Below are 26,895 nucleotides of genomic sequence, written 5' to 3' on the forward strand. Positions count from 1 at the left end.
GGCCTCGTCAATGCATGGCAGGGGTTGGGTCGGAGAGGATACGGTAAGGCGCAGAGAACGGCGCCAGCCGTTCGAGAAAATCGAGCAGCTCGAGCACCGGAGAGCTGCGGAAGAAGGTTGCCATCGGTGTTTCCATCCAGATGCGGTCGGCATAGAGCCAGTCTTCGTGAGGGGTGTCGCCGATGCCGTCGCGGTTGCGGTCGAAGCCCTGGTATTCATCCCAGCGGTTGTGCCGCCAGACGTTCGCGGCGGCCGCGCCCACCCCGCTGATCGCCACCGTGGTGAGGTTGTTGTCGAAGCGGTTGTTCTCGAAAGTGTGGCCGCCGGCCTCGCCGTAGAAGAACAGGCCGATGATGTTGTGCGCGAAGCGGTTGTCACGGACGTCGAGCAGGCCGATCTTTTCGGGCGGCGCATCCACCTTGAGACCGACCGTGCAATGCAGCACGCTGTTGCCGGTGACGATGCCGGAATCGCTTTCCTTGAAGACGATGCCGGCACCGCCGCCGGTCAGCGCATGGGCGATGTGATTGCCGCGCAGCACGACGTCGCGCGAATAGAGCACGACGATACCGGTGGCCATCCGTTCGATGCGATTATTCTCGATCAACAGGCGCGGCGAGAAGACCACCTGCATGCCATAGCGGCCATCGCTGAACTGGTTGCCGATGATCACGCTGTCCTGCGAGTTGATGAAAGTCAGGTCGCGCGCGCGCCGAAAGCGGTTGTTCTCGATGCGGTTGCCGCTGCCATGCCACATGCGGATCGCATCGCCGCGCATCGCCAGCGCGAGCGGCTTGCCGGTCACTTCGTTACCGCGCACCACGGTATTCGCCGCCTGACGCAGATGGATGCCGAACAGCACATCCTCGATGCGGTTGTTCTCGATGACGTGGTCGCGGCCCTCGGCTAGCACGCCGGCATCGACGCCATCGTGCAGCGTGCCGCTGCCGACGATCGTGAAGCCGCGCAAGCTCACGCCCCGTCCGCCGATGCTGACCACCGTGCCGCGACCCTCGCCGCGAATCTCCGCCTGACCGCCGCCGTCGAGCGCTAGCGGCTTGTCGATGCGGACCGGGCCGGCATAGACGCCGGGGGGCACGCGCAGCACGCTGCCCGGCGCCGCGGCATCGATCAGCGCCTGCAATGAGGGCGCCGCCAGCGCGGGAAGGCTGAGGAACAGAAGAAGGAGCAATTTCATGCCGGGATCGCAGCGAGGCTCGTCGAACCGAGCATTGAAGCCTAACTTTCGTCTAATGGCGTTGATGGGGATCAAGCGCACGAACCGGGGTCATGGGTAAGATTTTGGTATGGATTCTCTTTTCAAACCAGCATCCGATCGGATCGTTCGTCGCTGGGCCTGGCTGGGGGCCGTGGTGTGGACCTTGCTGGTCGGCGTCTCGCTGGGCTGGAACATCTACCGCAGCCGGAGCGAGGCCATGGCGATGGCCTATGCCGAGGCGCGTGCCGTGCGCGACAAGGACATGGCCTTCCGGCGCTGGGGGCTCAAGCATTCGGGCGTCTATGTGCCCGTGACGGAAAAAGAACAGCCTTCGCCCTCTCTTGCTCATCTGCCCGATCGCGACCTCGTCACCACCGATGGCCGCAGCCTCACCCTGCGGGCGCCGGCGACGATGGTGCGCGAAATGATGGATGACTATGTGCGAGAAACGGGCGGGGCGCGCGGACGCATCGTCGGCCTGCGCACGCTCAATCCGGCCAATCAGCCGGATGAGTGGGAAAAGCGCCAGCTCGAAGCGTTCGAACTCGGTGAGATCGACGAAGTCTGGGAGGTCGCCGATCTCGACGGCCAACCGCACTTGCGCTATCTGAAGGCGTGGTTCATGGGAGAAGGATGCGTGCGCTGTCATGGCATCCTCGGTTACAAGGTCGGTGATTTGCGCGGTGCGACGGGCGTGAACCTGCCTTTGGCGCCCTATCTTGCACACGCCGACGGCGTGATCCGTGGTTTGGCGCTATCGCATGGGGTGTTCTGGTTCCTGGGGCTGGCGGGCATCGGCTGGGCAGGTCGCGAGGTCGGTCAGCGGGCGCGCGAGCGTGAAGCGACGCTCGCACGCATCGAACATCTGGCGCGCCACGATGCGCTCACCGGGCTCGAAAACCGCTACAGCCTGTTGATCCGTCTCGACCAGGCTATGGCGACGGCGCGTCGCAACGAATCGAAGCTTGCCGTGATGCTGATCGACATGGATCGTTTCAAGAACATCAACGATACGCTCGGTCATCAGGTCGGCGATCAAATGCTCGTCGAAGTGGCGCGTCGCCTCAAAGCAGAGGTCCGCGAATCCGACATCGTCGCGCGCCTCGGAGGTGACGAGTTCGTCGTCGTGCTGACGGCGATCGCCGCTTCCGGCGACGCGCTCGCTGCCGGCAACAAGCTGCTCGCCGTCCTCGCCGAGCCCTATCGCGTCGATGGGCAATCGCTCCATTCGACACCGAGCATCGGGGTCAGCCTGTTCCCCGACAATGCACGAAATGCCCGTGAGCTACTCAGCACCGCCGATACGGCGATGTATCGCGCCAAGGCGGAGGGGCGCAATCAGCTGGCCTTTTTCACTCCCGAGCTCGCAGAGGCCGCGCATCATCGGCTCGAGATCGAACGCGAACTGCGCCACGCCTTGGCCAGCAATGGGCTGGCCGTGGTTTTCCAGCCCCAGGTCGAGGCCCGCAGCGGACGAGTTCATGCCTTCGAGGCCCTGGTGCGTTGGCCACATCCCCAGCGCGGCTGGATTTCGCCCGAGGACTTCATCCCGGTGGCCGAGGAAACGGGACTGATCGAAGCCGTGGGTGAATGGGTGTTGGAGCAGGCCTGCGCGCAGGTCGCGGCCTGGCGTGCGGCAGGGTTCGCAGGGATACGCGTCGCGGTCAATCTTTCGGCCCGGCAGCTGGCGGCTACGACGCTGGTCGAACGGGTGTGGGCGATCATGGAGCGCCATGCCATCGCCCCGGGTGAGATCGAAATCGAAGTCACCGAATCGGTCGTGATGGCCGATGCCGAGAAAGCAATCCAGCGATTGCAGGGGCTGCGTGCCCTTGGCCTGAAGATCGCCATCGACGACTTCGGCACCGGCTATTCCTCATTGGCGTATTTGAAGCGGCTGCCGCTCGACGTGTTGAAGATCGACCGCGCCTTCGTTGCCGACATCGAGCATGACGGCAACGATGCGGCGATCTGTGCGGCCACCATCGCCCTCGCCAAGAGTCTGGGATTGGCCGTGGTTGCCGAAGGCGTCGAAACGGAAGGGCAGCGCGCCTATCTGGTCGGCCTTGGCTGCGATTATCTGCAGGGCTACCTGTTTGCCCGTCCCGGCCCGGCCGGAACCTTTACTGCGATGTTGCGGCAAGTAACGTGAAATACAAAGCAAAAAGAGCGCTAACCTTCGTTTCCTTGACGGCAGCATACCTTCGCGGCGCAAGCCGCGCACAAAGTCTCCCCTCCCGCGAGGGGCGGAGGCGGGGTTTCGCGAAGCACTGCTTCGCGCCGCCGGAGCCGGCCGGCTGTGCAAAGCCGGCCGTGGGACAGGCTGGGGGGAGGGTGGGCGTTTATTTTTGCGCATGGTCATGGTATTTCATCCTCCGCGGGTGCCGATTGCCGGCATGCGCGTTAGCCGGAGACGAAAACCCGGCGCGGCTTGTCGCGGGATCGATCACCGCTTCGATGAGGCAGGCGCGCGGCAGCGGTGTGAGGGCCTCCGCGAGCGCCTCCAACGAGGTCACGCGCCGATGCTCGAGACGGAAGGCGGCGGCAAGCGCAGCGAAATCGCCGCCTTGCGGCGCGCGCCAGCCGCGTTCGAGCAGTTCCGCCGGCAGCGCTGGCGCGAACGGCAGATGATCGAAGATGCCGCCGCCGCCGTTGTTGAGCAGCACGACGGTCACGCCGTGACGGGCGGCGAGGGCGAGGCTCGTCGCGTCGTGCAGCAGCGTCTGATCGCCGATGAGCGCGACGGTGGGCGCCTGGCTCGCCTGTGCGATGCCGGCGGCCGTGGCGAGATTGCCATCGATCCCTGAGGCGCCGCGGTTGCCGTAAAGCGTCAGGGGCGTCTCCCCCAGGCCGCCGAAGGCATCGACGGCGCGGATCGCCAGCGAGTTGCCGACGAAGACCTGGCTGCCGGCGGGCAGCCGTCTGAGCAGCTCACGCGCGATCGTGCCCTCGAAGAAGCGGGTGTCGGTCATGGCGCGGGCGGCGGCCTCGGCGGCCAGCCACTGGGTGGAAAAGTCGGCGCTGGCAGGACGGCACATGGACGCGAGCGCCGAGGCGATCGCGAGCGGCTCGCCGCGCAGCCAGGTGCTGCTCTGCCACAGCGGATCGGGCCAGCGGGCAGGCGGGGCGACGAGGAAGTGCTCGGCATCGGCGAGAGCTTGTGAAAAATTCTGCTGCGCGGCCCGCTGGCTGCGTTGCGCGGTGTTGGCTTCGGCCGCTTCGCTTAACCTCGGCTGCGCCGAGGTTAGCCTACGCCGAAACTCCGTTTTCGCTCCCTCGCCTAACTCGATGTTATGTCTCGGTCGCTGCGCTCCGGGCGCCTTGCCATCAGCCCGCTCGCGACGAATTTTTTCACAAGCTCTGAGACTATTGAGCCAGCGTTCGATCGTGCGCGAGACGGGAAAGGCGCCGAAGCGCAGCACCCAGGCCGGCCGGGGTAGGTCGGTATCGCGCAGAAAGCGCGCGGCGTGAGCGACGAAGTGCGACTTGTCGTGTGGGCCGAAGCGCAGGTTGGCGAGTGCTTCAGCGATCACGGGCGCATCGAGCGCGATGCCCAAGCGTGCCACCGTATCGGCAAAGCCATCCGGATAGTGCGCCTCGCCGCAGACGATCACCCCCGGCCGGCTGGTGAGCCGCGCGGCGATCGCTGCGAGCCCTTGCGGCACTGCGGCGGGCGGCGCCTGGACGGCCACGGCGGCCGGCAAAGGCGACGGCGCGGGGATCGTTTCCGGCAAGAGCGGCTCGGCAAACGGCACGTTGACATGCACGGGTCCGGCGACGGGAAAGCTCGCCGTCTCGATGAGTCGTGCCGCGAAGGCGGCAAAGAAGCGCGCCTCGATCGCCTCATCCGGCGGCGGCAGCGCATGAAAGGCGCGCACATGCTCGCCAAAAAGCTTCGTCTGATCGACGGTCTGGTTTGCGCCCCAGCCGTGGATTTCCGCTGGGCGGTCAGCCGTGAGGACGATCAGCGGCACAGCGGCGAGGTTCGCCTCCATCACCGCCGGCAAGAGGTTCGCCGCGGCGGTGCCCGAGGTGGTCACCACCAGCGCCGGCCGTCCGCTCGCCTTGCCCAGCCCCAGCGCGAAGAAGCCGGCGGCGCGCTCGTCGTTGATGACCTGGCAAGCCAGCTCCGGACGGCGCAAGGCGGCCAGCGCGAGCGGCGCCGAGCGCGCGCCGGGGGCGAGCACCGCATCGCGCACGCCGGCGGCGGCGAGTGCGGCGATCAGGCGATCGGCCCAGGCGAGATTGCGCGCCCCCGTGTTCATGCGGCGGCCCGCCGATGCGGACTGGCAAAGAGCGCATCGCGCATGGCGCGGAATTTCGCCTCGGTCTCGGCCAGCTCCTGTGCCGGGTCCGAGCCGGCGACGAAGCCGGCGCCGGCGTAGAGGGTGATGCGTTCGCCCTCGATCAGGCCGCAGCGCAGGGCAACCACGATGTCGGCATCGCCCGCGGCATCGAGCCAGCCAAAGCCGCCGGTATACCAGGCGCCGCGCCGGTCATGGTGACGTTCGAGCCAGTCGAGCGCGGCCGGCGTCGGGGTGCCGCCGACCGCCGGCGTCGGATGGAGCCGGGCGATCAGATCGAAAGGCCCGACCTCCGCGCGACGGCGCGCGAGGATGCGGCGGCGCAGATGGCTCAAGCCTTCGAGCTGCATCACTTCGGGCGCGGGCGGCAGCAGGATGTCCGTGCACTGATCCTCGAGCGCCGCGATGATCGCCTGGGCGACGAAATCGTGCTCGCGCCGGTTCTTGGCGTCGGAAAGCGCCCGGGGGGAGGTGTGCCAGCCGGTGCCGGCGAGCGCATCGACACTGACCGTCGTCGCCGAGAGCATGAGCAGGGTTTCGGGCGAGGCGCCGATGAAGGCGAAGCCGGGGCCGCCGATGGCGTAGGTTGCGCAGGAAGGGTGGTGACGGGTGAGGAAGTCGATCAGCGCGGCGGGTTCATGGGCATCGCCACGCAGCTCGAGCGTGCGGGTCAGCACTACCTTGTCGAGCTCACCGCGCCGGATCGCCGCGAGCGCCGCACGGCCGCGCGCGAGGAAGGCCTGCTCGGCAAGCGGCGCCGGTTCCAAGCTGAGGGGCGAGCTGCGGCGCGGGGATCGCGGGCGAAGCAGATCGTTCCAGAGTGAGCGCCAGCGGGCCAAGGCCGTTGGCGCGCGTTCTGCGGCCGTGCTCAGGGTGAGACTGACTTGTCCGCTCCTTTCGGTGAGCAGAAGCTCCGGCACCCAGAGGCTGGCATTGGGCAGGGGCGCGCCGCCTTCGGGGGCGAAGGCGAAGCCGGTGAAGGCGCGCGGCGTCTCGCCTAAATAGCGCCAGCCGGCGACGAGGCCCCGGCGTGCGGCGGCCAGCGCGGTGAACCGCCCTTCGCCGCTGCTCGTGGCTTTGAGCGCGACGCCGACCCCGGCAAGGCGTAACCCCTGGTCGGGACGCTGCCAGAAGCACCAGTCCTCGAGCGCATCGAAGCATGCGACCGGCCAGTGGGGCAGCGGGAGCGTCAGGGACAGCAGCCGCGCGGCCGGGGTCTCCTCGCTGAGCGCGGCCAGCTGCCGTTCGATGCGTGGCCAGTCGATCATCGCCAGAGACTCGGCAGCGCGCGCCGGTCGAGCTTGCCGGAAGCGAGCCTGGGCAGCCGCGCCACGCGCAGGAAGCGCCGCGGCCGGCGGGTGGAAGGTAGTTGGGCGCGACACCAGGCCTCGACCGCCGCCTCATCCGCGTCGCCCTCGAAAGCCGCGGCGATCAGATCGCCCCAGACCGGGTCAGAGAGCCCCGTCACCGCCGCCGCACGCACGCCGGGACAGGCGGCAAGCCGTGCCTCGACTTCGAGCGGATGAACCTTCACGCCGGCGGAGTTCAGCACGTCGTCGACGCGGCCGAGGATCGTGACGTGACCGTCGGCATCGATCCTGGCGAGATCGCGGGTGGCGATCCACTCGCCGACATCGGCCTCGTTCAGGTAGCCGGCCATGCGGGCGGGGGTGGCGACTTCGAGGGTGCCGGCCTCCGACAGGCGTACCCGCACGCCGGGCAACGGCCGGCCGTCGACGAGGGCGGTGGCGCAGGTTTCCGTCATGCCATAGGAGAGGCGGATCGGCCAGCCTGCCGCGCGCGCTTGGCTTTCCAGCAGCGGGGAAAGCGCCGCGCCGCCGATGAGCGCACATTTCAAACTCGGCGCTGGCGGAAATGAAGGCGTCCCGCCGGGCGCCGACTCACCTCCAAAAGTCGGCGCTGGCGGAAATGAAAGCGTCCCGCCGGGCGCCGACTCACCTCCAAAAGTCGGCGCTGGCGGAAATGAAGGCGTCCCGCCGGGCGCCGCCTTGTTTCGGAGAGTCGGCGCTGGCGGGACGGCACCCTCGATGAGTTGCGCCAGCATCGCCGGCACCAAAGAGACGTGGGTGATGCGCCGCTCGGCGAGGGCGCGTGCTACGGCTGCGACTTCGAAGCCTTCCTGCACGATGGCCGTCGCGCCGGCGCGCAAAGAGCGGTAGAGGGTCATCGCGCCGGCGATGAAATGGAGCGGCAGACAGCACAGCCAGGCATCCCGCGGCTGCAAGTCGAGCGCGCGTGCACTGATGCGCGCGGCAGCGGCGATCGACCGCCGGGTCAGGCGCACGCCCTTCGGCTCTCCGGTCGAGCCGGAGGTGGCGATGATCAGCGCCAAGCGTGGGTTTGCCGCCGCCGCGGCCTGTTCGATGAGCCGCGCGCGTGTTGCACTGGACAGATGGGGCGGCAGGGGAAAAGCGGTGCCACCGCCCAGGGCGCAGTCGATGAGGCCGAGCGCGATGGTTGCTGCATCGCCTTCGAGCACGGCCAAACCCCGGCAGCCTGCTCTGCCGGCGAGCTCGCCATAGGAAAAGCTGCGGCCATCGGGCAAGACGAGCGCGGGCCGGTCGGGGTCGGTGCGGGAGAGCCAGCGGCGGAAGAGGTGCATGAGTGCATTCTAGGCAACTTGGCTTTGATGAACCCATGAGTCAGATCAAGCCGGAGATCGACGTGGCGGGCATGCATCGTGGTAAAAACCATACTCCATGGAGGTGTATCTGTTCGCCAGCCTGATCGCGCTGGCTGCGTATTTCGTCCGCGGCATCGCCGGTTTCGGCTCGGCGCTGGTTGCCTCGCCGCTGCTGGCGCAAATGCTGCCGCTGGCGATCGTCGTCCCGCTGGTGGTGATCCTCGACAATTCCGGCTCGATCCTGCAAGCCTGGCGCCATCGGCGCCTGATCGTCTGGGAGGATCTGCGCCCGCTGCTGCCGTTTTCGTTCGTCGGCATCGCGTTGGCGATGGCGCTGCACAACTGGATCGACGCTCGGCTGTTGAAACTGGCGCTCGGCGCTTTCGTCATCCTGTTCGGCGCGTATCAGTTCCTGCCCCAGCCGAGCGCGCATCTGTCGCGGCGCTGGGCGGCGCCGGCAGGCCTGCTCGGCGGGCTCGTCGGCGGACTCTTCGGCACCGGTGGGCCGTTCTACGTGATGTATTTCCGCCTGCGCCAACTGGAGAAAACCGTTTTTCTCGCTACGATCGCGATGCTGTGGGTCGTCGATGGCGGCTTGCGCATCGCCGGTTTTGCTCTCGGCGGCCACTATGGCGAGCAGCATCTGTGGCTGCTCGCGGCGATGGCGCCGACGGCCTGGCTCGGATTACACTGGGGCCAGCGGGTCCATTTCGGCATTTCACCAGCCGCCTTCCGCCATATCATCGGCGGATTGCTGCTGGTCAGCGGCGGCATGTTGATCTGGAGGCAGACATGAAACGACTCGCCGGTTTCTTTTTGTCGTGGCTGATCGCGCTTGCCGCCCATGCCTGGGAAGCGGGCGGCCCTTATCCGTTCGGCGTGCTCAACCACCGCTCGCTGACCTTCACCGCCGAATACTGGAATCCGATCCTCGCCTGGGTATCCGAACGCGCGGGTGTCAAGCTGGAACTGCGCGTCGCCCGCACCGCCAACGAGACCACCGACATGGCCGCGCGCGGCGAGCTCGCCTTCGTCTATTCGAATCATTTTTTCACGCCGGAACGCGCGAAACTGGGGTTTTCCGTGCTCGCCCGTCAGGAAGGCGAAGGCATCAAGGGACAGGTGGTGGTGCGCGACGACAGTCCGGCAAAGCGTCTGGAAGAGCTCGCCGGCAAGAAAGTCGCTTTCGCCAATCCTTATGGCTTCACCGGCTATTTCGTCCCTTATGACGCGCTGCTCAAGGCGGGGGTCAAGGTCGAGCCGGTCTTCGCCGGCACCCAGGAGGCGGCGATGGGGCAGCTCAAGTTCGGCCAGGTCGCGGCCGCCGGCGTCAACAGCCAGGTGATGGCCGATTATGCGCAGCGCGAGCATTTCGCCTATCGGGTGCTCTGGGAATCGGCGCCTTATTTCGATCTGGCGGTGATGGCGCATCCCAAAGTGCCGGCGGCCCACCAAGAGGCGGTCAGGCAGGCTTTCCTCGCGCTGCGCGAAGAGGCCAGCGGCCGCGCGGTGCTGCTCGAGGCGGCAAAGAAGCTCGGCCTCAGTGAGCCGCGCGGCTTCGTCGCCGCATCAGACGCCGATTACGAGAATTACCGGCGCTTCTTCCGCGAGACCCTGGTGCCCGTCAAAGGACAATGAGCCTGCTTGCCCGTCTGTCGCTGCGCAGCCGACTGCTGATCGCGCTGGTGAGCATTGGTCTGCTGCTGTTCGTCCTGGGCGGTCTGGCCGTGCTCAAAATCGCACAGGGGGTTGCCACTCAATTGCTCGTTCAAACCGCGCAGCGTGAAGCACGGCTGTTGGCGACGACGCTCACCGAACCGCTGATCCTCAAGGATTACAGCACCGTCGAGCAGCTGATGGGCCGCGAGGTGGCCAATGCCGAGGCGAATGCGGTGCGCTTTGCCGGCGATGGGGTGGAGATCGAGGCCTTGGACCAGCCGGCCGCGTTGCGGCGCCCCGCCTGGTTCGCGGCGCTGTTGGGACTGGCACCGGCCCATGCCGAGGAAGCGATCATCGTCGGCGGCCGCGACTACGGCCGGCTCAGTGTGACCATTGCGCCCGGCTTCGTCGAAGAGCGTCTGTGGCGGCTCGTCGGTATCGGACTTCTGATCGCCGGCGGCGCGATGATCCTGCTGGCGTTGGCGACGCATGTCATCCTGCGCGCCAATTTCGCCGCTCTCGAGGCGATTCGCGCCTCGGCGCGACGGCGTGCGGCGGGGGAGCTTTCCTCACGCGTCGAACTGCCTAAACATGCGCCGCCGGAGCTCGTCGAGACGGCCCAGGTGTTGAACCGCGCACGCGATCAATTGCAGCAGAAGCTGGACGAGCTGGCGACCGAGAAGGAGCGCTGGCGCATCACGCTCGCTTCGGTCGGCGACGGCGTCGTCGTCACCGATGCCGACGGCGATGTCGCTTTCATGAACCCAGTCGCCGAGCGGCTGACTGGCTGGACGCTCGATGAGGCGCGCGGCAAGCCGATCGAGACCGTGATGCCGCTCGTCCATGAAGACACCCGTGCGCCGCAAGCTAATCCTGCGCGGCTGGCCCTGCGCAGTGGTGAGACGCAGGCGATGGCCAATCATACCTTGCTGATCGCGCGCGACGGTCGTGAAACGCCGGTGCATGATTCGGCGGCCGTCGTACCCTCGGTCGCCCACGATACGCCTGGCGAGCTTAGTGGCGCGGTGCTGGTGTTCAGGGACGACTCCGAGCGGCGCGCCTTGCTGCGGGAGCTGCGCCTGATGGCCTTCCATGATCCGCTCACCGGATTGCCCAACCGCCGCGCGCTGGTCGGGCGCATCGAGCGGGCGTTGCGCCAGGTGGGCGAGGAAGGCCGCAGCCATGTGTTCTGCTACATCGACCTCGACCAGTTCAAGTTGGTCAACGACACCTGCGGCCATGCCGCCGGCGATGCGCTGCTCGTCGAAATCGTCGGCCTGATGAAGAACGCCGTGCCGGCGCCGGATGCGCACGGGGGCGAACGCAGCCTGCTGGCGCGTATCGGCGGCGACGAATTCGGCCTGCTGTTGTTCGACTGCTCCCTCGATGACGCCGTCGCCACCGCCAAACGCCTCGTCGAGCTGATCACTACTCACGGTTTTCGCTATGAGGCACGCCAGTTCCATATCGGCGCCAGCGTCGGCGTGGCAGCGCTCGAACCCGGCATGGGTGTCGACGCAGTGCTCGGCCATGCCGACACGGCCTGCTATCATGCCAAAGATCAGGGACGCGGGCGTGTCGAGGTGCATAGTGCCGCCCACGCGGGCATCCGCGCGCTCGACGAGGAGATGCAGTGGGTGGCCCGTTTCGACGAATCCCTGGCCGCGCGCCGCTTCCGCCTCTATCGCCAGCGCATCGCGCCGCTCGCGGCGAAGAACGGCGGCGAACACTACGAAATCCTGCTGCGCGTGCTCGATGCCGAGGGCGTCGCCGGTCCGCCGGGGCGGGTGCTCTCGGCGGTCGAGCGCTTTGGTTATGCGCATTTGCTCGACCGCTGGGTGTTCGATGCGCTGCTCGATTACCTCGCCCGACATCCTGAGGATCACGCCCGCTATGCGATCAATCTCTCCGGCGGCACGCTGTCACAGACCGAGTTCCTCGCCCATGTCCAGCAACGCCTGGCGGCAACGAAGATCGCGCCGACGCGCCTGCTGTTCGAAATCACCGAAACCGCGGCGATCCATCATCTGGCCGAGGCGCGGCATTTGATCGCCACGCTCTCCAGTCTCGGCTGCCGCTTCTGTCTCGACGACTTCGGTTCGGGACTGTCCTCCTTCGCCTATCTGAAGCAGCTGCCGGTGAGCGTGTTGAAGATCGACGGCGGCTTCGTGCGTGCCTTGCACGAAGAAGCCAACGACTACGTGATCGTCAATGCGATCGCGCAGATCGGCCGCGATCTGTCGCTCGAAGTGGTCGCCGAGTGGGTCGAGAACCAGGAGATTTACGACCGGTTGGCCGAGATCGGCGTCGAATACGTGCAGGGGTATTTCATCCACCGGCCGGAACCGCTGCCGGAGTGATTCCCAGTCCTGCGACGTTCGGCAGTTGCAGGATGCCGCCGCTGATGGCGGGGGGCGCGGCCACGTCGAGCGCGAGCCATGCCGAGGTGCCGAGTCCATGCGCGAGATCGGGCGCGAGCGCCGCTGCGAGATGCGCGGTGGCGGCAAGCCCGACGGCCGAGTCGATCACCGAGGTGAGCACGACCTCGATGCCGGCTGCCTGTGCCGCTTGCGCGATGCGACGGGTCGGCGTGATGCCGCCGAGTCGTGCGGGTTTGAGCACCAGCCGGCGCACCGCACGGCTTTCGATGAGCAAAGCGAGGGATGAGTCCGGCAGCGATTCGTCGAGGGCGAGCGCGAAAGGCAGCTCCGCCTGCAAGGCGGCGAGGCTGGCGAGCGACGGCTGGGCGAGTGGTTCTTCGACCGCATCGATCGCCAGATCGCGCAGCGCCAGCAGGAAACGTCGCGCATCGTCCTCTCGCCAGGCGCGGTTGGCGTCGAGCCGCAGGCGCAGCCCATCGGGCAGTGCGCGCAGACGGGCGATTTCCTCGTCGATCGGCGCGAGCCCGACTTTGATCTTGCCGATGCGATAACCCTCCGCGGCGGCCTCGCCGAGTCGGCGCGGCAAGTCGTCGTCCAGGGGCCCGAGCGCGGCGTTGACTTCGACTGTATCGCGATTGCCGCCGAGATGACGCCACAAAGCTTGGTTCGCGCGGCGGGCGCCGAGATCGGCCTGCGCGGTCTCGATCGCCCAGCGCGCTTCCGGAGGCAGGGTATGAAAATCGGCGCTGGCGGAAATGAGGACGTCCCGCCGGGCACCGCCTTGTTTCGGAGAGTCGGCGCTGGCGGAAATGAGGACGTCCCGCCGGGTGCCGCCTTGTTTCGGAGAGTCGGCGCTGGCGGGACGGCACGCCCAGCGGTGGAGCGCATCGAGGACCCGTTGCGGATCGCCGCCAGAAGGCAAGGGCGCGCAATCGCCCCAGCCTTGATACCCGTCGGCGTCGATGAGATGCAGCAGCGCCCCACGCCGCTCGGTCAGTATGGCGCTCGCCGCCACCCAGGGCCGCACCAAGGGCAGGCGGTAGGGGAGGACTTCGGCGCGCATCAGCGGGGCTACGGCCGCCGGCGATATTTCGAGAAATCCGGCGGGCGTTTTTCGAGGAAGGCGTTTTTGCCTTCCTGCCCTTCGGCGGTCATGTAGAAGAGCCCGGTTGCCTGGCCGGCGAGCTCCTGGATGCCGGCCAGGCCATCGGTGTCGGCATTGAAGCCGGCCTTGATCATCCGCAGTGCCGTGGGCGAAAGTTTGAGCATCTCACGACACCAGGCGACCGTTTCCGCTTCCAGCCGTTCGAGCGGCACGACGGCATTGACGAGCCCCCATTGCAAGGCCGTCTGCGCATCGTATTGGCGGCAGAGGAACCAGATTTCCTTCGCGCGTTTCATGCCGATCGTGCGGGCGAGCAGGCCCGCGCCGAGCCCGGCATCGAAGCTGCCGACGCGCGGGCCGGTCTGGCCGAAGCGCGCGTTCTCCGCAGCGATGGTCAGATCGCAGCATAGATGCAGCACGTGGCCGCCGCCGATCGCATAGCCGGCCACCATCGCGACGACGGGCTTGGGCAGGCGGCGGATCTGCATTTGCAGATCGAGCACGTTCAAATGCGGCGTGCCGGTGGCGGCATCGTGATAGCCGCCGTCATCGCCGCGCACGGTCTGATCGCCCCCAGCGCAGAACGCCTTGTCGCCTGCGCCGGTGAGGATGATGACGCCGACGTCGGGGTCGCGGTGGGCCCGTGCGAAGGCATCCTGCATTTCGACGATCGTCTCGGGGCGGAAGGCGTTGCGCTTTTCCGGCCGGTTGATGGTGATCTTGGCGATGCCGTCGCCGGAAAGCTCATAGCGGATGTCGCCGTAGCTGGCGGCGGGAGTCCAGGAAATCGTCATGGCGGTAACAGGCAACCGAGGGCAAGGAGGAGGCCGAAAACGAACTGCGCGCGTGCAGTGCCGGCGAGCACTTCATTGAGTTGACCCCCTTCGGCTTTGCGCATCGCGCGCACGAGCGCAAGACAAACCGGCAACGCGGCGAGGGTGAGCCAGACGCCATGCCGGCTGGGCAGCAGCGCCGCGATCAATGGCACGAAAAGGAAGGGCGTGACCATCAAAACGGCATAGGTATCGCGAGCGGGCGCGTCACCCAGGACGGCCGCTAGCGTGAAACGGCCGGCGGCGGTGTCGCTGGCCACATCGCGCAGGTTGTTGACCAGCAGCACTGCGGCGGCGGGCAAGCCCAATGCGGCGCCGGAGAGCAGGGCGGCAGGGGAGGCGCGCTCGGCCTGCAACCAGTGGCTGCCGGCCACCGCCAGCACGCCGAAGAACAGCCAGACGAAGAGCTCGCCGAACGGCGTATGCGAGATCGGTCGCGGCCCGCCCGAGTAGGCGTAGCCCGCCGCGAGCGAGGCCAGGCCGATGGCGATGATCGGCCATCCGCCCGCAATGGCGAGGAAGATGCCCAGGACGAAAGCCATGCCGAAGACGAGCAGCGAGGCGCGGCGCACCGCATCGGCGCTTGCCCAGCCGGCGGCGGTGATGCGCAAGGGGCCGAGACGTCCGGGCCGGTCGTTGCCGCGCTCGAAGTCGGCGGCGTCGTTGAAGAGATTCGTGCCGATCTGGATCAAGAGCGCGCAAGCCAAGGTCGCCAGGGCCACCCAGCCGCGGGGCGGGGTACCCTCGGCCCAGGCGATGGCGAGGCCGACCAGCACCGGCGTGGCGGAAAGCGGCAGGGTGCGAGGCCGGGCGGCGGTCCACCAGATGCGCCAGCCGCTCGGTGGCGCAGCAATGGCGGTGGCGGGCGGTTCGGGTTTCATGCGGGCTTGGTGCCAAAGTGCAGGCAGGCGATGCCGAACGAGAGGTTTTCCCATCGCACGTCGGTAAACCCCCCCGCGGCGATCAAAGCGGCGAATTCACGCTGGTCGGGAAAGCGCCGGATCGATTCGATCAGATACTGATAAGCGCCGGGCGCGCGCGCCACCGCGGCGCCCAAGCGAGGAATGACGAGCTTCGAGTAGGCGTCATAAAAAGGGGCGAACCACTTGTGCGGGCGGGAGAATTCCAGACAGACGAAGCGGCCGCCGGGTGCGAGCACACGATGGATTTCGGCCAGTGCCGCAGAGAGCCGGGTGACATTGCGGATGCCGAAGGCGATCGTCAGCAGATCGACGCTGCCGTCCGCGAAAGGCAGGGCTTCGGCCTCGCCGGCCAGCCAGCGGATGCGCGTGTCCGCGGGACGCCGCCCTGCTTGCATCATCGGCACGCTCGGGTCGCAGACGATGACGCGCCGGCCACAGCCGTCGAGCAGGCGCGCGACATCGCCGGTGCCGCCGGCGAGATCGACGACGATGCCATGAATCCCTTCGCAGCGGCGGGCGAGACGACGTTTCCAGAGCCGGTGGATGCCGAAGCTCATCAGGTCGTTCATCAGGTCGTAGCGCGGCGCGATGCTGTCGAACATGCGCCGGATGCGGCTCTTCCGCTCTTCCGGGGCGACATCGAAGCGACCGAAGCTCTCGTCGAGCGCGTGACGAGCCGGCATGGTCATTGGAGCAGGGCGTTGGCGGCGGCTTCGAGTTCGCCTCGGCTGATGCGGCCGAGCTTGTGGCCGATGAGCTTGCCCTGGCGGTCGATGAATACGGTGAAGGGCAGCCCCGCCTTGTCGTTGCCGAGCGTCTTGAGGAGCTCCGTGCCGCGTGAGCCAGCAAAGAAATTCGGGTAATCGATCTCGTAGGCCTTGAGGAAATCCCGCGCATTGGCGCTGTTGTCTTCGATCGCGATGCCGATCACGGTGAGTCCCCGGCCGCGGTATTGGCTGTCGATGAGCTTGATTTCCGGCATTTCGTCACGGCACGGCGAGCACCAGCGCGCCCAGAAATTGACGATCAAGGGCTTGCCACGGAAGATGGCCAGCGTCGCCGGCTTGTCTTGCGCATCGACGAGCTGGGCGTCAAACAGCGGGGCGGCATCCTGCGCCCATGCCAGCATCGGCAGCGCAAGCAGCCACAGCATCACCCATGCCAGCCGCTCCGTTTTCCGTTCCATGTTCCCTGACCTCTGATTCCTGACCTCTGACCTCTGGCCTCTGATCACGGTAAATCTCCGCGACGGAAGATGAAGTAACCGAGCCCGGCAGCGATGAGTCCCAGCGCCGTCGGATAGGCGAGCGCGAACAGCTTGTAGCCGGTAGCGCCGAAGGTGTCGAGGATCACATACGCAGCCGGTCCGAGCACGATGAGCTGCGGGTCGAACAAGGCCAGCGCCGCGGTGCGGAACACCTGCAAGGGATTCGCGAGTGCGATGCCGATCGCTACCTCGGGGGCGACCCGCCCCTGGATCATCACGCCCAACAGGATCAGGTCGAGGAACAGCAGCAGGATCAGCCAGGTCAGGAAGGCGGCGCCCTGCGCCATGTCGGTGCTGCGCGCGATCGCGGAAATCAGCATCCCCAGTCCCAGGAAACAGGCAGCCATCGCGGCGAGGAGGGCCGTGTAATAGCCGAACATGTCCCAAGGAATCTCGATCTCCTTGATCATCGCGATGCCGACCGCGGCCAGCATGGCAAGGAACACGGGCGCGAAGATGACCAGATAACGGCCGAGGATCTTGCCCCAGAACCAGGCGGCCAGTCCCACCGGCAGCGACAGCAGATACTCGAAGACGCCCGCTTCGCGATCGCCGGCGACCGAGCGCACTGTGGTGATCAAGACGAAGATCGGCATGATCGCCATGGTGAGCTGGATGTAGGTGACCAACAGGCGCGATAAGCCGATGAAGCCGAGCACGCGCGATTCGGTGAGGCCGAACAGGAACAGCAGGGCGACGATGCCGCCAAACACGCCGGTGTAGATGAGGAACCAGCGCGCGCGCAGCGATTCGACGATGTCGAGACGGGCAGTGAGCCAGAGTTGTTTCATTTTTGTGGATTCCTGACTTTGGCGACGACGTGTTCGCTCATCGTGGCAAAATCGACCGAGCCGGCCTGGGGATGGGCGACGGCACCGTAGTTGTAGCCCATCGGCGAGTATTTGGCGATGTAGTGGGCGGTTCTGGCATCGAGCCAGCGCACGGCGTTGCCCTGGCTGGTGACGTCGGCGACCCAGATCTTCGTCGCCGGATCGCGGATCCAGGGATACTTTTCCGCCTTGTCGTGGAGGAACAGCGCGATGCAGCCGGGGTCGTCGAACTTGAACACGTTGTTCTTCGGCCCGCCACGCAGCTCGCCGGCAAAGCGTCGGTCGGAGATGCCCATGTTGCAGACCACACAGGTATCGCGATCCCATTTGATCGGCTGCATGCCTTCGGGCCAGCCCTCGTCGTTGCCGCAGCCGCCGAGCGAGGCGAGTGCCGCGGCGATCGGCGAGAGCGCGAAGGCGGAACCGAGAAATTCACGGCGTTTCATGGCAGGAGCTCCTCAAGGTGCCGTGTCGCCAGCGCCGACTTTTTCGGACAAGCCGAGATCGGCGAGCAGGGCGACATAACGCGAGAGCATGCCGAGGAAGCGCAGGCGGTCCGGCCCGGCCACTTCGCCGCGCCAAGTGATGCCGTCATCATCGGTGGTGAATTTCCAGCTCGTCAGCGTCTTGGCTAGTGCGGCGTCCTGACGGCGCACGACGAGGCGGCAGGCGAAAAGACCCGAGAGCGAGACATCGTCGGCGACCTTGTCGTCGAGCACGATCTTGCCCATGTCCATTTCGATGACGCGATTGACCAGCGCGGCGACTTCGTCGATGCGGTGGCTCGAGATGATCATCGTCGCATCGTGCTGGCGTTCGGCCAGGAGCTCGAAGAAGATCTTGCGTGCCGCCGGGTCGAGGTTGGCGGCCGGCTCGTCCATGATCAAGAGCTTCGCATTGCGGCCGAGCGCGATGGCGATCAGGAGCTTCTGCTTCATGCCGCCGGAGAGCCGGTTGAAAGGGCGCGTGCGGATCGAATCGACGGGCAGGCCAAGACGCTCGGCAATCGCGTCGATCTGGCCGTGATCGGCCCCGGAGAGTGCGGCGGAGAATTCGATCAGCTGGCCGACCGGCATCTTCAAGGGCGGCGGCAGCTGGGGCACGAAGCCGATCTTGCCGAGCACCGCGGTGCGCTCGGTGCGTGGAGTATGGCCATCGATGGTCACCTTGCCTTCATGGACGTATTCGCCGAGCAGACAGCGGATCAAGGTGGTCTTGCCGGCGCCGTTCGAGCCGATCAGCGCGATGCGTTCGCCCAAGCGCACGTCGAGATCGATGCCGTCGAGCACACGCGCGCGGCGGAAGGATTTGGAGAGGTTTTCGCAGCGGATCATTTGCAGGTGGTAAGAAACTTGAGGATATGGCGAGCGAGCTGTTCGTCGATTTCGGTATGACGCGGCACCGGTTGTTGTCGTCCGGTGACGGGATTGCGATAGAGGTCGTGACGTGATCCGTGGCGAACGAAGATGCAGCCGGCTTCGGTCAGTTTGGCAATCAGTTCCTGGCGCTTCATAAGGTCAAGGGGACTTCCTTGACCCGATAATCGCTTGGGACGTCGTCCATGACCATCAGCAGATAGGCATCCTTCATGTTCTCCTCGAGTTCTTCGAGAGTTTCACCCTGGGTCATGATCTCTGGATGATCGACGAGCTTGCCAATCCAGAAACGATCGCTTTTCCAGTAAATCATGTTCAGCTTCATGGTTCGCTCCAGCGGTGTCATCCGATCGAGGCGTCAGTCTACATCAGCTTCGATAGCCCCTTGATGTCGAACTTCAGCGAACCGGTCGGGCAGGTGTCGACGCACAGCCCACAGCGCGTGCAGTCCGGGCCGATCGGCACTTCGGTGTCGACCGCGCGGCCTTTGATCACCGTGTCCAGTACGTGCGGCACCAGACAGACCTTGCGGCAGTCGCCCTCGTGGAAGCAGCCTTGGAGCGTGTATTTGACGCGCAGCGGTGAGACGATACCGACCACGCCATAGGTCAGCCCGATCGGGCAGGCATAGCGACACCAGGCGCGGCGCACGAAGAATACTTCGAAGACCAGGAGCGCCAGCACCCAGAGCATGGCCAGCACACCGCCGCTGTAGATCAGGGCCCGCGAGACGATGCCGGTCGGCGAGATCGATTCATACACGGTGTAGCCGGTAATGAGCGCCAGCAGCGCGAAGATGACCCAGGAGACGGTGCGCCAGCGGCGATCGATCGGCGTGTCGGTGACGAGCTTCTTTTGCACCAGGAAGAGGTGGAGCTTTTCGGCCCATTCGGCGAGGAAATGATAGGGACACACCCAGGAACAGAAGGTGCGCCCGCCGAGCAGGATCCACAACGCCAGCACCGTGCCGGTGCCGATCAGGAGGTTGGTGATGATGTGCTTGTGGGCGAGCATCACCTGCAGGGCCGAGTTGAGGTCGATCAGGTGGAAGCCGGCGAAACGCGAGGCGGTGAGCGCGCCTTCGAGCAGCTGGATGTCGAAGTGGTAAGAGACGACGAACAGCAGATTGACGAAGATCAGCGTCGCCCAGCGGATGTTGCGCCACTTGTGGTTCTTCTCGCGGGCGCGGTGCGCCTCCTTCGCGGCGGCGAGTTCCGCCTTGTTGGTCATGCGCTTCAACTGATGCACCTCGATGGCGCGTTCTTCGATCAGCGTGGGCTTTTGCGGTTCGGCGCCGAACATCACCTTGATCTGTTCGACGAAGCGGCGTTTGAGTGCGTTGCTCATACCTTAAGTCCTCCAGCCTTCGCCGGGTATGACCTCGATGCTCGCCGGCTCGGTCGGGCAGATCATCTCGCAGACCCCGCAGCCGACACAGGGCTCATGCACGACGGGCGTCTTTCGTTGGCTGCCATCCGGCGCGAACACGGTTTCCAGACTGATCGCACCCTTGATCGGGCAAGCCTGCACGCACAAATCGCACAGTTCGACATCATAGGGATGGTCGGCGACCTTGATCGGCCGCCAGCGATCGACGCTCATGTAGCGCAGCTCGCCCTTGAAGTCGGGGCCGCGCGCCTGCCCCTTGAAGCCCTTGCCTTGCATCGCGAGGCAGGATTCGGGACGGGTGAGCCGGGCGACACCGATGCGTTCGGTGAGATTGAGCGTCGGCTCGGGGTCTTTCTCCTTGGCGAGCAAAATCGGCTTTTCAGCCAGCTTCGCACCCGGGCGTACGCTCATGTAGGCCGGCTTCTTGTAGGTCAGCGCCCCGGTTGGGCAGGCGAGGATGCACTGCACCGCGTCGCAGGAAAAATCGCAGGCTTGCTCGCGCGCTTCGATGTAGGGCACGCCGACGCCGAAGCCATCGGCAAGGTCGGCGAGTTTGATCGCATTCACCGGGCAGACCTGCACGCATTGTCCGCACTTGATGCAGCTGGCGAGAAAATCCTTTTCATCGAGCGCACCGGGCGGGCGCAGGCGTTTCTTCTGCGCATAGGCGACGGGCAGAAAGCCCGACAGCGCAGCGCCGAACACGCCGCCACCGAGCAGGATGGTGCGCATGAAGCGGCGGCGCGCCTGCAGGCGCCGCTCCTTGGAAAGGGGCGGTTTGGCGCCGGGGGCTCCCTGGGGGGGCGGGGGTGCCGTGTCAGCAGCGCCGACTTTGGGGGTGTCGTCTTCGCTCATCCTGCATTCCTCGCGGGTTTGTGCATGCGCGGTTTCGGGTCGCGCGCCTGCAGTTCGGGAGAGGTGATCGGGGCCAGCCGTTCGAGGAAATCGAGCAGCTCGAGTACCGGCGAAGTCTTGAAGAAACGGGCCGGCGGTGTTTCCATCCAGATCTGGTCGGCGTAGGCGTACTCCTCGTGCGGCGTGTCGCCATAGCCATCCCCATCCTTGTCGAAACCCTGATAGGTGTCGAAGTAGTTGCCGCGCCAGGTGTTTTTGTCGCCCTGGCCGCGTCCGGCCTGATAGATGTCGGTCAGATTGCCTTCGAAGATATTGTCGTCGAGGAAGTTGCCGCCGAGTTCGCTGGTCAGTTGCACTGCGATGCCGTTGTAGGCGAAACGATTGCCCTTGAAGCGGATCGTCGTGTTCGGCTGGAACGGCGACAGATCCGAGCCGACGCCCACGGCGCTGTAGATGATCTCGTTGTTCTCGATGAAGATGTCCGAGGCTTCCTTGAAGCCGAGCGCCATGCCGGTCGCACCGGTGGCATGCGAGATGATGTTGTTGCGCGCGCCGCCGCCCTCCATGTACATGAAATAGATGCCGACTGCATTGTCGTAGAAACGGTTGTTCTCGACGATGTTGTTGTTGGCGAACATGAAGTGGATCGAATAGCGGCTGCGCCGTCCTTCGTTGCCGCGGTAGATGTTGCGATGCGAATACCAGGCGACGTTGTCGCGCGAATCGGTGACGAGGTTGTTTTCGATCAGGTTGTTGTTGCTGTACCAGAGGCGGATGCCATCTCCACGGATACCCAGATCGAAGGGTTTCGAGGAGATGCGGTTGCCACGCACGATGTTGTTGCTCGACTGCTTGAGGTCGATGCCGAACAGGCAGTTGTCGATCTGCAGATTCTCGATCACGTTGTTGTGGCCGCGCACGTCGAGGCAGGAATCATCGGTGTCGTGGTTGGCGCCGGAACCCGTCAGATGCATGCCACGCAAGACTGCCCCATCGGTTTCCAGCGAGAACACCGTGCCACGATCGCCGGCATCGATCGTCACCTTGCCCTCTCCGTCGATGACGAGCGGTTTCTTGACGACCACCGGCCCGGCGTAGTTGCCGGGGGGTACTTTCAGCACCGAGCCGGCCGGCGCGGCATCGACGAGCGCCTGGAACGGCGGATAGCCATGCATCCGTTTGTCGCGCTCGTAGAGCGGATAGGTGGGTTTGGGCCGATCGATCGTGACGCGCGGCGCGTTCGACAGGTCGGCCGTTTCGCCCAAGCGGCCGGAGGTCTCGCCGATGCCGACCTTGTCGCTCACCCCTTGCGCGGTGACGAGCAGCGAGAAGCCGCCGAGCATCAGACCCGGCACGATCGACCGCCAGCGCGCCATCTCAGCTCCCCGCTGGCTGATTCAGCTGCTTGCGCCGCATCAAGAGCGCCAGCATCAGGCAGACGAAGACGATCAACAGCAGTCCGTAACCCCAATACGGGTAGGAATAGGTCGAGAACTGCGCAACCTTGCCTTCGCCGAACACGGTGGGCATGAAGGGTTTGACGGTGAATGCGCCCCACGGGTGCAGGTTGTGACCGAAGAACCACAGCCAGGCAGAATATTCGATCACGAAATAGAGCGGCAGCAGGGCCGGCACCAGCGCCAGCAGCAGTTCGAACTTGCGCGGCCCCTTCCAGACGCCGATGATGACGATCAGCATCGCCACGATCATGCCGGCGATCACATAACCGGTGATGCGCCAGACGTTGTCGCCCCAGACCTGGATTTTTTCCGGCTCGCGGAAGAAGGTGCCGGTCTCCTCCATGTATTCCTTGACATGGCTAGCGAGATGGCCGAGCACGTACTGATCGACGATCGCCCACGCGGCGACGGCGGCAAAGCCCAGTGTCAGGATCGCCAGACGACGCTTTTTGTCGGTGCACATGAAGCCGAGCAGCATCACCGCGAAAAAGCCGAAGAAGAACTTCGCCAGCGGCTTCTCGACCGGTGCGCCGGTGGCGATCGGGAACATGCCGACGTAGTGGTTGATGGTGTTCATCTCATGCACGCAGTCCAGGCCCTGCGCGCCGGTATCGACTTTCTTCTTCTGATCGAGAATCGGGTTGTAGCGCTCTTCACTGCCTTGAATGTCGGACTGGATCACTTCCTCGGCCATGCGGCTGCCCTTGCCGGCGGCCTTGCAGCCGTTATAGACGCCGTCGAAGTGGAAATGGATGCGGATGCCATCCGGGAAAGCATCCTTCGGGTAGTTGGGGGCCGTGAGCGAAACCCACCAGATCGGGGTGAAATAGGCGGCGATCATCGCGATCAGCGCGATCAGGGTCAGTCCGCCGATCAGTTTGTTGTTTGCTTGCATGTCCGTTCTCTTCGATTGAGGGGCCCGTCCGCGAGCGCGGACGGGATGCCAGGATACCTACAGAATACCGAAAAAACTGCTCGCCCTCCCCCCCAGGGCGAAATATGCGGCTTACTTCTTCTTGCCGCCCTTGGCTGCGGGCTTGGCCGCGCACATCTTGCCGGGCATCGACAGGCTCGCCTGATAGGCCGAGATCGCCACCAGTTGGTCATTGGTATAGGGTTTGATCACCTTCACCATGTCCGGGTTGGCGTTGCGGCGCTTGCCGTCGCGGATCTCGGTCATTTGACGCAGCAGATACTTGTAATGCTGACCGGCGATGACCGGATAGAACTTCTCGGCATTGCCTTCACCGTGCATGCCGTGGCATTCCTTGCATTGCTTTTCATAGAGCTCTTTGCCCTTGGCGATTTGCTGCGCAGCATCGGGACCTTCGTATTTGCCGTGGTCGGTCGGGATGCAGAGCGTCTGGATGTAGGCCGCGGTATTGGCGAGCTCCTGAGGATCCTTCAGGGCTTCCTTGGCGAACGGATACATCGTCGGGTTGTCGCGTAAGCCCTCGACGATGTCGGCCATCTGCTTGAGCAATACGGTCGCGTGCTGGCCGGCGAGCTGCGGGAAGGTGCCATCGTCACGGCCGGCGCCATTGGGCAAATGGCAGCCGCCGCAGACCTCATAGCTTTCCTCACCTGCCTTCGGATCGCCTTTGAGATGGAGAGCTTCGGCCTTCTTGCCTTCCATCTTGTTCCATTGATAGTCCTTGCTCTCGATGCCAGACTTCTTCTGCGCTGGCACTTGGGCAAGTGCTGCGGTTGCGGGGAGCAGGGCGGCCGCGATGGCCAAGGTGATGACTTTCTTCATGCTGGGTTTCCTTTCTCTGTGAAATGACGCCAACCCCTGTCGGCTATCAGGGAGAGCAGCATATCCAAACGAGATTGCCTGCTCCATTGGTTGCCTCCGATTCTTTCTATCGGAAGATTCCGATTTACTTCAACTTGGACAGATATTCGGCGATCGCCTTCATCTCCTCGTCATTGACGAGGTGCATCACGCCCTTCATCGCCGCGGTCTGGCCATTGTTGCGCGCGCCGCTCTTGATGTCTTTCATCTGCTGCAGCGCATATTCGGCGTTCTGTCCGGCGAGCTTCGGATAGCTGGGCATGATCGGCGTCTTGGCATCTTTGCCATGACAGGTGAAGCAGGTTTTTTCCTTGTAAAGCGTCGCGCCATCAGCAGCGAAAACCGGGGCGGAAATGGCCAGCGCGAGCACCGTCGTGAGGGTTCCTTTCAGCATCATCGGGGTTTCCTTTCCTTGGGTAGACCGGGTGAATCGCATTCTGATCGATTCACCCGGCGGGTTCCTTGAACTAGATCAATTTACTCAACAATGGCCACTCGCCTTACTTCACTTTTTTGGCGCCTTTTTGTTCGAGGTAGGTTTTGGCGCGCAGGCCGAGGTCGGCGGCCTTGACCTGGTATTGCCAGACCTGTTCGGCCCAGAGGGCGGCCTGTTCCCAGTCCTTCTTGGCGGCGGCTTCCTCATGCTTCTTCTTGGCTTCGGGGATCTTGTTGAGCTGGTCGGTGGCATCCTCGACCATGGCGACGGCATCCGGGAAGTCCTTGTAATTGACCGAGGTGATGAAGGCGACGACGGAGTCGATGACGGCCTGGGTGTCGGCGATCTTCTTCAGCTGGGCCTTGTAGTCGGCTTCCGTATAGGCCTGGGCGGCGAGCGTGGTCTTGGACGGCTTCCAGCCCTTCGGCTTGACCAGCAGATAGCCCTGCATTTCGAGGTGCAATGCCGAGCAGAACTCCGTGCAGTAGTACGGATAGACGCCTTCCTTGTCGGCCTTGAACTTCACCGTGACGGTCTTGCCGGGTTCGACGGACGCATGGACGTTGTAAGTCGACACCGTGAAGCCGTGGGTTTCGTCCTGGGCGCGTTCGAGGTTGGTCAGATGGATCGTCACCTCGTCGCCCACTTCGGCCTCGATGGTTTCCGGCGTGATGTGCGAGCGGATCAGCGAGCCGAACACCTCGACCTTGTTGCCCTTCTTGACGGTGCGCTCCTCACCGGCCTTGACGGCGGCGGGGTGCGGATTGTCGGTGCGGCTGTTGGTGCCGAGCTTGTAGCGGATCGCCGGCTTGAGCTTCTTGGCGTCGATGGCGACGACGTAGTGCGGCTCGCCCAGCGGCAACGGCATGTCGTAAAGGAGCTGCATCTTGTCGTTGCTGATGTCGATCAGCTGGTGGTTCTGCGGATGCAGGGGACCCACAGGATTGAAGCGGTCGATCGACAGCTTGTTCAACGCGACCAGATAGCGGCCCTTCGGCTTGGTGGTATCGCCTTCCATCGTCATCAGGTGGCCGATGTTGTAATGGACGGAGATCTTGTCGAGCACCTTGCCTTCGCAGAAGTCCCATTTCGCCACTTGCGAATCGACATACAGCGAGGTGTAGGCGACGCAGGGCTTGGAATCGAACTGCGTGTGCAGGGGGCCGAGACCCAGCGAGACCTGGGTGTGCAGCGTGTCCTTCATGCTGAGCACCGGGATGCCATAGGGGTCCTTCGACTCGAACTTGCCGGCCTTGATGGCGGCCATGATCTTCTCGAAGCTATACACCGACACATGGGTGTCGAGCTTGCCGGCGACGATGATCTTGGTGCCGTCCGGGGTGACATCGACGCCGTGCGGGCTCTTCGGCTCGGGGATCAGGAACAGGATGCCTTCCTTGACCGCGACGTCCATCGGTAGCACGTTGTGGCCGTTGATCTTCTTGGCCTTGCCTTCCTTGACCAGTTCGGCGGCGCGCTTCCAGTTGATCACGTGCAGGTAGTCGGTGTCCTTGGCGGAGCAGCCGGCCTCATAGGGCGGACGACCCTTCTCGATGCCGCCCACATAGCGCTCGGAGCAGAACGAGTTGGTGAAGCTCCAGCCATCCGACGGGCCCTTGCCGGCATCCGACAGGTCCTGCGAGTAGGGCGGTAGTTCGACGGAGAAGGATTCCGCCGGCACGATGCGGCCTTCCTTGCGGTCGAACTTCCAGTAGGTCATGCCGCCGCGGTACTTCTCGTTGAACTCTTCGAGCGGATAGAACTTGCGCGGTTCGAGCGGGGCGGCGTATTGCGAGGCTTCGAAGACGTAGTCGGTGTTCGGCGTGACGAAGGCGCCGCCGTGCTCGGACTTGAAGATCGGGTTGACGACGATCTGCTTGGTCTCGAAGTCCCTGAGGTCGATCACCGCGATGCGCGGGTTGGCCTTGTCGTTGATGAACAGGAACTGGCCATCCGATTCGCCGTTGGTCTCGGAGATCGCCGGGTGGTGGGTGTCGCCCCAGGTGATGTCCTTGCCGTCGATGCGGCCGCCGGCGAGCACCGCCTTCGACTCTTCGTCATAGCCGTAGCCCTGCCAGGGCTCGGGGGTGAATACCGCCAGATACTTGAGAATGCGCATCGAGGGGATGCCATAGACGATGATCTGGCCCGACTGTCCGCCCGAACTGAAGGCGACGAATTCATCGCGCCCCCCCGTCGGCACATAGGTCTTCGCCGCCGCCAGCAAATCCTGCTGACTCAAATTCCGCCGCTTCATCACATCCTGCAGCGTCTCGGCGCCAAACGCCGAGCCCATCACCGATACTCCCAAACCTGCCGCCATCAACCATGGTATGGCTCGCTGGCTGAATCTCTTCATGATCTGCCTCCCGATAAAAATCACGCAAAGTCGCGGCACATCGCCACATGCGGCAACCGG

At 64.8% G+C, this 26,895-nt stretch carries 25 protein-coding genes; 4 read left to right on the forward strand and 21 right to left on the reverse strand.

The genetic code is table 11. The features are described from left to right. Positions 1 to 7: 7 nt before the first annotated feature. On the reverse strand, positions 8 to 1,198 hold the full coding sequence (nosD, locus tag M52SOB_RS04045) for a nitrous oxide reductase family maturation protein NosD (RefSeq protein WP_131110687.1): 1,191 nt from the start codon (positions 1,196 to 1,198) through the stop codon (positions 8 to 10). A 109-nt stretch (positions 1,199 to 1,307) separates the two neighbouring features. On the opposite strand from nosD (M52SOB_RS04045), the gene M52SOB_RS04050 reads away from it, so the two are divergent. Further along, complete coding sequence (locus M52SOB_RS04050) at positions 1,308 to 3,371, forward strand: putative bifunctional diguanylate cyclase/phosphodiesterase (protein ID WP_131110688.1); 2,064 nt, start codon at positions 1,308 to 1,310, stop codon at positions 3,369 to 3,371. 190 nt (positions 3,372 to 3,561) lie between these two features. On the opposite strand, the gene menD is transcribed toward M52SOB_RS04050, so the two are convergent. From menD to M52SOB_RS04065, 3 genes are read right to left on the reverse strand one after another with little or no spacing between them, the layout of a single operon-like run. Then, on the reverse strand, positions 3,562 to 5,484 hold the full coding sequence (gene menD / locus M52SOB_RS04055) for a 2-succinyl-5-enolpyruvyl-6-hydroxy-3-cyclohexene-1-carboxylic-acid synthase (protein ID WP_131110689.1): 1,923 nt from the start codon (positions 5,482 to 5,484) through the stop codon (positions 3,562 to 3,564). Continuing rightward, positions 5,481 to 6,791, reverse strand: a complete 1,311-nt coding sequence (locus M52SOB_RS04060) for an isochorismate synthase (protein WP_131110690.1) — start codon at positions 6,789 to 6,791, stop codon at positions 5,481 to 5,483. Before M52SOB_RS04060 ends, menD begins: the two co-directional genes overlap by 4 nt. Continuing rightward, positions 6,788 to 8,146: a class I adenylate-forming enzyme family protein gene (locus M52SOB_RS04065; RefSeq protein ID WP_131110691.1), complete on the reverse strand. Its 1,359-nt coding sequence runs from the start codon at positions 8,144 to 8,146 to the stop codon at positions 6,788 to 6,790. Before M52SOB_RS04065 ends, M52SOB_RS04060 begins: the two co-directional genes overlap by 4 nt. Before the next feature lie 97 nt (positions 8,147 to 8,243). Between M52SOB_RS04065 and M52SOB_RS04070 the strand changes: the two genes are divergently transcribed. Genes M52SOB_RS04070 through M52SOB_RS04080 form a run of 3 tightly spaced genes read left to right on the forward strand, consistent with a single transcriptional unit; the run spans position 8,244 to position 12,186 of the window. Continuing rightward, positions 8,244 to 8,963: a sulfite exporter TauE/SafE family protein gene (locus tag M52SOB_RS04070; protein WP_131110692.1), complete on the forward strand. Its 720-nt coding sequence runs from the start codon at positions 8,244 to 8,246 to the stop codon at positions 8,961 to 8,963. Continuing rightward, positions 8,960 to 9,805 carry a phosphate/phosphite/phosphonate ABC transporter substrate-binding protein gene (locus M52SOB_RS04075; RefSeq protein ID WP_131110693.1) on the forward strand — a complete coding sequence of 282 codons (846 nt, stop codon included), beginning with the start codon at positions 8,960 to 8,962 and terminating at the stop codon, positions 9,803 to 9,805. The genes M52SOB_RS04070 and M52SOB_RS04075 overlap by 4 nt, the downstream gene beginning before the upstream one ends. Further along, a complete protein-coding gene (locus tag M52SOB_RS04080) occupies positions 9,802 to 12,186 on the forward strand; it encodes an EAL domain-containing protein (RefSeq protein ID WP_131110694.1) in 2,385 nt (794 codons plus the stop codon). The genes M52SOB_RS04075 and M52SOB_RS04080 overlap by 4 nt, the downstream gene beginning before the upstream one ends. Here the strand turns inward: M52SOB_RS04080 and menC are convergent. From menC to nosZ, 17 genes are all read right to left on the reverse strand, one after another. Next, positions 12,155 to 13,270 (reverse strand): o-succinylbenzoate synthase, encoded by a 1,116-nt coding sequence (gene menC, locus M52SOB_RS04085; RefSeq protein WP_131110695.1) that lies wholly within the window; start codon positions 13,268 to 13,270, stop codon positions 12,155 to 12,157. The genes M52SOB_RS04080 and menC overlap by 32 nt on opposite strands. 8 nt (positions 13,271 to 13,278) lie before the next feature. After that, positions 13,279 to 14,106 (reverse strand): 1,4-dihydroxy-2-naphthoyl-CoA synthase, encoded by an 828-nt coding sequence (menB, locus tag M52SOB_RS04090; RefSeq protein ID WP_131110696.1) that lies wholly within the window; start codon positions 14,104 to 14,106, stop codon positions 13,279 to 13,281. Then, entirely contained in the window at positions 14,103 to 15,026 is a 924-nt protein-coding gene (locus M52SOB_RS04095) for a 1,4-dihydroxy-2-naphthoate polyprenyltransferase (RefSeq protein WP_131110697.1), read from the reverse strand. Before M52SOB_RS04095 ends, menB begins: the two co-directional genes overlap by 4 nt. Then, the gene (locus M52SOB_RS04100) at positions 15,023 to 15,751 is read right to left on the reverse strand and encodes a class I SAM-dependent methyltransferase (protein WP_131110698.1); all 729 of its coding nucleotides are present in this window, start codon (positions 15,749 to 15,751) and stop codon (positions 15,023 to 15,025) included. The genes M52SOB_RS04095 and M52SOB_RS04100 overlap by 4 nt, the downstream gene beginning before the upstream one ends. A 2-nt stretch (positions 15,752 to 15,753) precedes the next feature. After that, positions 15,754 to 16,254, reverse strand: coding sequence for a TlpA family protein disulfide reductase (locus M52SOB_RS04105; protein ID WP_284155194.1), 501 nt, complete (start codon positions 16,252 to 16,254; stop codon positions 15,754 to 15,756). A 44-nt stretch (positions 16,255 to 16,298) separates the two neighbouring features. Further along, complete coding sequence (locus M52SOB_RS04110) at positions 16,299 to 17,126, reverse strand: ABC transporter permease (RefSeq protein WP_131110699.1); 828 nt, start codon at positions 17,124 to 17,126, stop codon at positions 16,299 to 16,301. Continuing rightward, positions 17,123 to 17,611, reverse strand: a complete 489-nt coding sequence (locus tag M52SOB_RS04115) for a hypothetical protein (RefSeq protein ID WP_131110700.1) — start codon at positions 17,609 to 17,611, stop codon at positions 17,123 to 17,125. Before M52SOB_RS04115 ends, M52SOB_RS04110 begins: the two co-directional genes overlap by 4 nt. A 12-nt stretch (positions 17,612 to 17,623) precedes the next feature. Next, positions 17,624 to 18,499 carry an ABC transporter ATP-binding protein gene (locus M52SOB_RS04120; RefSeq protein WP_131110701.1) on the reverse strand — a complete coding sequence of 292 codons (876 nt, stop codon included), beginning with the start codon at positions 18,497 to 18,499 and terminating at the stop codon, positions 17,624 to 17,626. Beyond that, the gene (locus M52SOB_RS04125; RefSeq protein ID WP_131110702.1) at positions 18,496 to 18,678 is read right to left on the reverse strand and encodes a type II toxin-antitoxin system HicA family toxin; all 183 of its coding nucleotides are present in this window, start codon (positions 18,676 to 18,678) and stop codon (positions 18,496 to 18,498) included. The genes M52SOB_RS04120 and M52SOB_RS04125 overlap by 4 nt, the downstream gene beginning before the upstream one ends. After that, positions 18,675 to 18,866, reverse strand: coding sequence for a type II toxin-antitoxin system HicB family antitoxin (locus M52SOB_RS04130; protein ID WP_131110703.1), 192 nt, complete (start codon positions 18,864 to 18,866; stop codon positions 18,675 to 18,677). Before M52SOB_RS04130 ends, M52SOB_RS04125 begins: the two co-directional genes overlap by 4 nt. Positions 18,867 to 18,904: 38 nt before the next feature. Then, entirely contained in the window at positions 18,905 to 19,888 is a 984-nt protein-coding gene (locus M52SOB_RS04135; protein WP_172601742.1) for a NapH/MauN family ferredoxin-type protein, read from the reverse strand. A 3-nt stretch (positions 19,889 to 19,891) separates the two neighbouring features. After that, positions 19,892 to 20,785: a 4Fe-4S dicluster domain-containing protein gene (locus tag M52SOB_RS04140; protein ID WP_284155195.1), complete on the reverse strand. Its 894-nt coding sequence runs from the start codon at positions 20,783 to 20,785 to the stop codon at positions 19,892 to 19,894. After that, entirely contained in the window at positions 20,782 to 22,161 is a 1,380-nt protein-coding gene (gene nosD, locus M52SOB_RS04145) for a nitrous oxide reductase family maturation protein NosD (protein ID WP_284155196.1), read from the reverse strand. Before nosD (M52SOB_RS04145) ends, M52SOB_RS04140 begins: the two co-directional genes overlap by 4 nt. 1 nt (position 22,162) lies before the next feature. Continuing rightward, complete coding sequence (locus M52SOB_RS04150; RefSeq protein WP_131110704.1) at positions 22,163 to 23,140, reverse strand: hypothetical protein; 978 nt, start codon at positions 23,138 to 23,140, stop codon at positions 22,163 to 22,165. Between the two features lie 111 nt (positions 23,141 to 23,251). Beyond that, positions 23,252 to 24,001, reverse strand: a complete 750-nt coding sequence (locus tag M52SOB_RS04155; RefSeq protein WP_131110705.1) for a c-type cytochrome — start codon at positions 23,999 to 24,001, stop codon at positions 23,252 to 23,254. A 124-nt stretch (positions 24,002 to 24,125) separates the two neighbouring features. Next, positions 24,126 to 24,437 (reverse strand): c-type cytochrome, encoded by a 312-nt coding sequence (locus tag M52SOB_RS04160; protein WP_284155197.1) that lies wholly within the window; start codon positions 24,435 to 24,437, stop codon positions 24,126 to 24,128. A 103-nt stretch (positions 24,438 to 24,540) separates the two neighbouring features. Beyond that, on the reverse strand, positions 24,541 to 26,835 hold the full coding sequence (gene nosZ, locus M52SOB_RS04165) for a Sec-dependent nitrous-oxide reductase (protein WP_131110706.1): 2,295 nt from the start codon (positions 26,833 to 26,835) through the stop codon (positions 24,541 to 24,543). Positions 26,836 to 26,895 lie beyond the last annotated feature (60 nt).

It is taken from the genome of Sulfuricystis thermophila, assembly GCF_004323595.1.
Classification (GTDB): Bacteria; Pseudomonadota; Gammaproteobacteria; order Burkholderiales; family Rhodocyclaceae; genus Sulfuricystis; species Sulfuricystis thermophila.

Bases quoted from the DNA above. Each gene is read 5' to 3' on its own strand.
- M52SOB_RS04060 (WP_131110690.1), bottom strand. From the start codon at position 6,791: ATGATCGACTGGCCACGCATCGAACGGCAGCTGGCCGCGCTCAGCGAG.
- nosD (WP_284155196.1), bottom strand. From the start codon at position 22,161: ATGGCGCGCTGGCGGTCGATCGTGCCGGGTCTGATGCTCGGCGGCTTC.
- M52SOB_RS04105 (WP_284155194.1), bottom strand. From the start codon at position 16,254: ATGGAACGGAAAACGGAGCGGCTGGCATGGGTGATGCTGTGGCTGCTT.
- menB (WP_131110696.1), bottom strand. From the start codon at position 14,106: ATGACGATTTCCTGGACTCCCGCCGCCAGCTACGGCGACATCCGCTAT.
- M52SOB_RS04115 (WP_131110700.1), bottom strand. From the start codon at position 17,611: ATGAAACGCCGTGAATTTCTCGGTTCCGCCTTCGCGCTCTCGCCGATC.
- M52SOB_RS04070 (WP_131110692.1), top strand. From the start codon at position 8,244: ATGGAGGTGTATCTGTTCGCCAGCCTGATCGCGCTGGCTGCGTATTTC.
- M52SOB_RS04150 (WP_131110704.1), bottom strand. From the start codon at position 23,140: ATGCAAGCAAACAACAAACTGATCGGCGGACTGACCCTGATCGCGCTG.
- M52SOB_RS04095 (WP_131110697.1), bottom strand. From the start codon at position 15,026: ATGAAACCCGAACCGCCCGCCACCGCCATTGCTGCGCCACCGAGCGGC.
- M52SOB_RS04125 (WP_131110702.1), bottom strand. From the start codon at position 18,678: ATGAAGCGCCAGGAACTGATTGCCAAACTGACCGAAGCCGGCTGCATC.
- M52SOB_RS04065 (WP_131110691.1), bottom strand. From the start codon at position 8,146: ATGCACCTCTTCCGCCGCTGGCTCTCCCGCACCGACCCCGACCGGCCC.
- M52SOB_RS04080 (WP_131110694.1), top strand. From the start codon at position 9,802: ATGAGCCTGCTTGCCCGTCTGTCGCTGCGCAGCCGACTGCTGATCGCG.
- M52SOB_RS04110 (WP_131110699.1), bottom strand. From the start codon at position 17,126: ATGAAACAACTCTGGCTCACTGCCCGTCTCGACATCGTCGAATCGCTG.
- menD (WP_131110689.1), bottom strand. From the start codon at position 5,484: ATGAACACGGGGGCGCGCAATCTCGCCTGGGCCGATCGCCTGATCGCC.
- menC (WP_131110695.1), bottom strand. From the start codon at position 13,270: ATGCGCGCCGAAGTCCTCCCCTACCGCCTGCCCTTGGTGCGGCCCTGG.
- nosD (WP_131110687.1), bottom strand. From the start codon at position 1,198: ATGAAATTGCTCCTTCTTCTGTTCCTCAGCCTTCCCGCGCTGGCGGCG.
- M52SOB_RS04100 (WP_131110698.1), bottom strand. From the start codon at position 15,751: ATGCCGGCTCGTCACGCGCTCGACGAGAGCTTCGGTCGCTTCGATGTC.
- nosZ (WP_131110706.1), bottom strand. From the start codon at position 26,835: ATGAAGAGATTCAGCCAGCGAGCCATACCATGGTTGATGGCGGCAGGT.
- M52SOB_RS04140 (WP_284155195.1), bottom strand. From the start codon at position 20,785: ATGAGCGAAGACGACACCCCCAAAGTCGGCGCTGCTGACACGGCACCC.
- M52SOB_RS04120 (WP_131110701.1), bottom strand. From the start codon at position 18,499: ATGATCCGCTGCGAAAACCTCTCCAAATCCTTCCGCCGCGCGCGTGTG.
- M52SOB_RS04135 (WP_172601742.1), bottom strand. From the start codon at position 19,888: ATGAGCAACGCACTCAAACGCCGCTTCGTCGAACAGATCAAGGTGATG.
- M52SOB_RS04130 (WP_131110703.1), bottom strand. From the start codon at position 18,866: ATGAAGCTGAACATGATTTACTGGAAAAGCGATCGTTTCTGGATTGGC.
- M52SOB_RS04160 (WP_284155197.1), bottom strand. From the start codon at position 24,437: ATGATGCTGAAAGGAACCCTCACGACGGTGCTCGCGCTGGCCATTTCC.
- M52SOB_RS04050 (WP_131110688.1), top strand. From the start codon at position 1,308: ATGGATTCTCTTTTCAAACCAGCATCCGATCGGATCGTTCGTCGCTGG.
- M52SOB_RS04155 (WP_131110705.1), bottom strand. From the start codon at position 24,001: ATGAAGAAAGTCATCACCTTGGCCATCGCGGCCGCCCTGCTCCCCGCA.
- M52SOB_RS04075 (WP_131110693.1), top strand. From the start codon at position 8,960: ATGAAACGACTCGCCGGTTTCTTTTTGTCGTGGCTGATCGCGCTTGCC.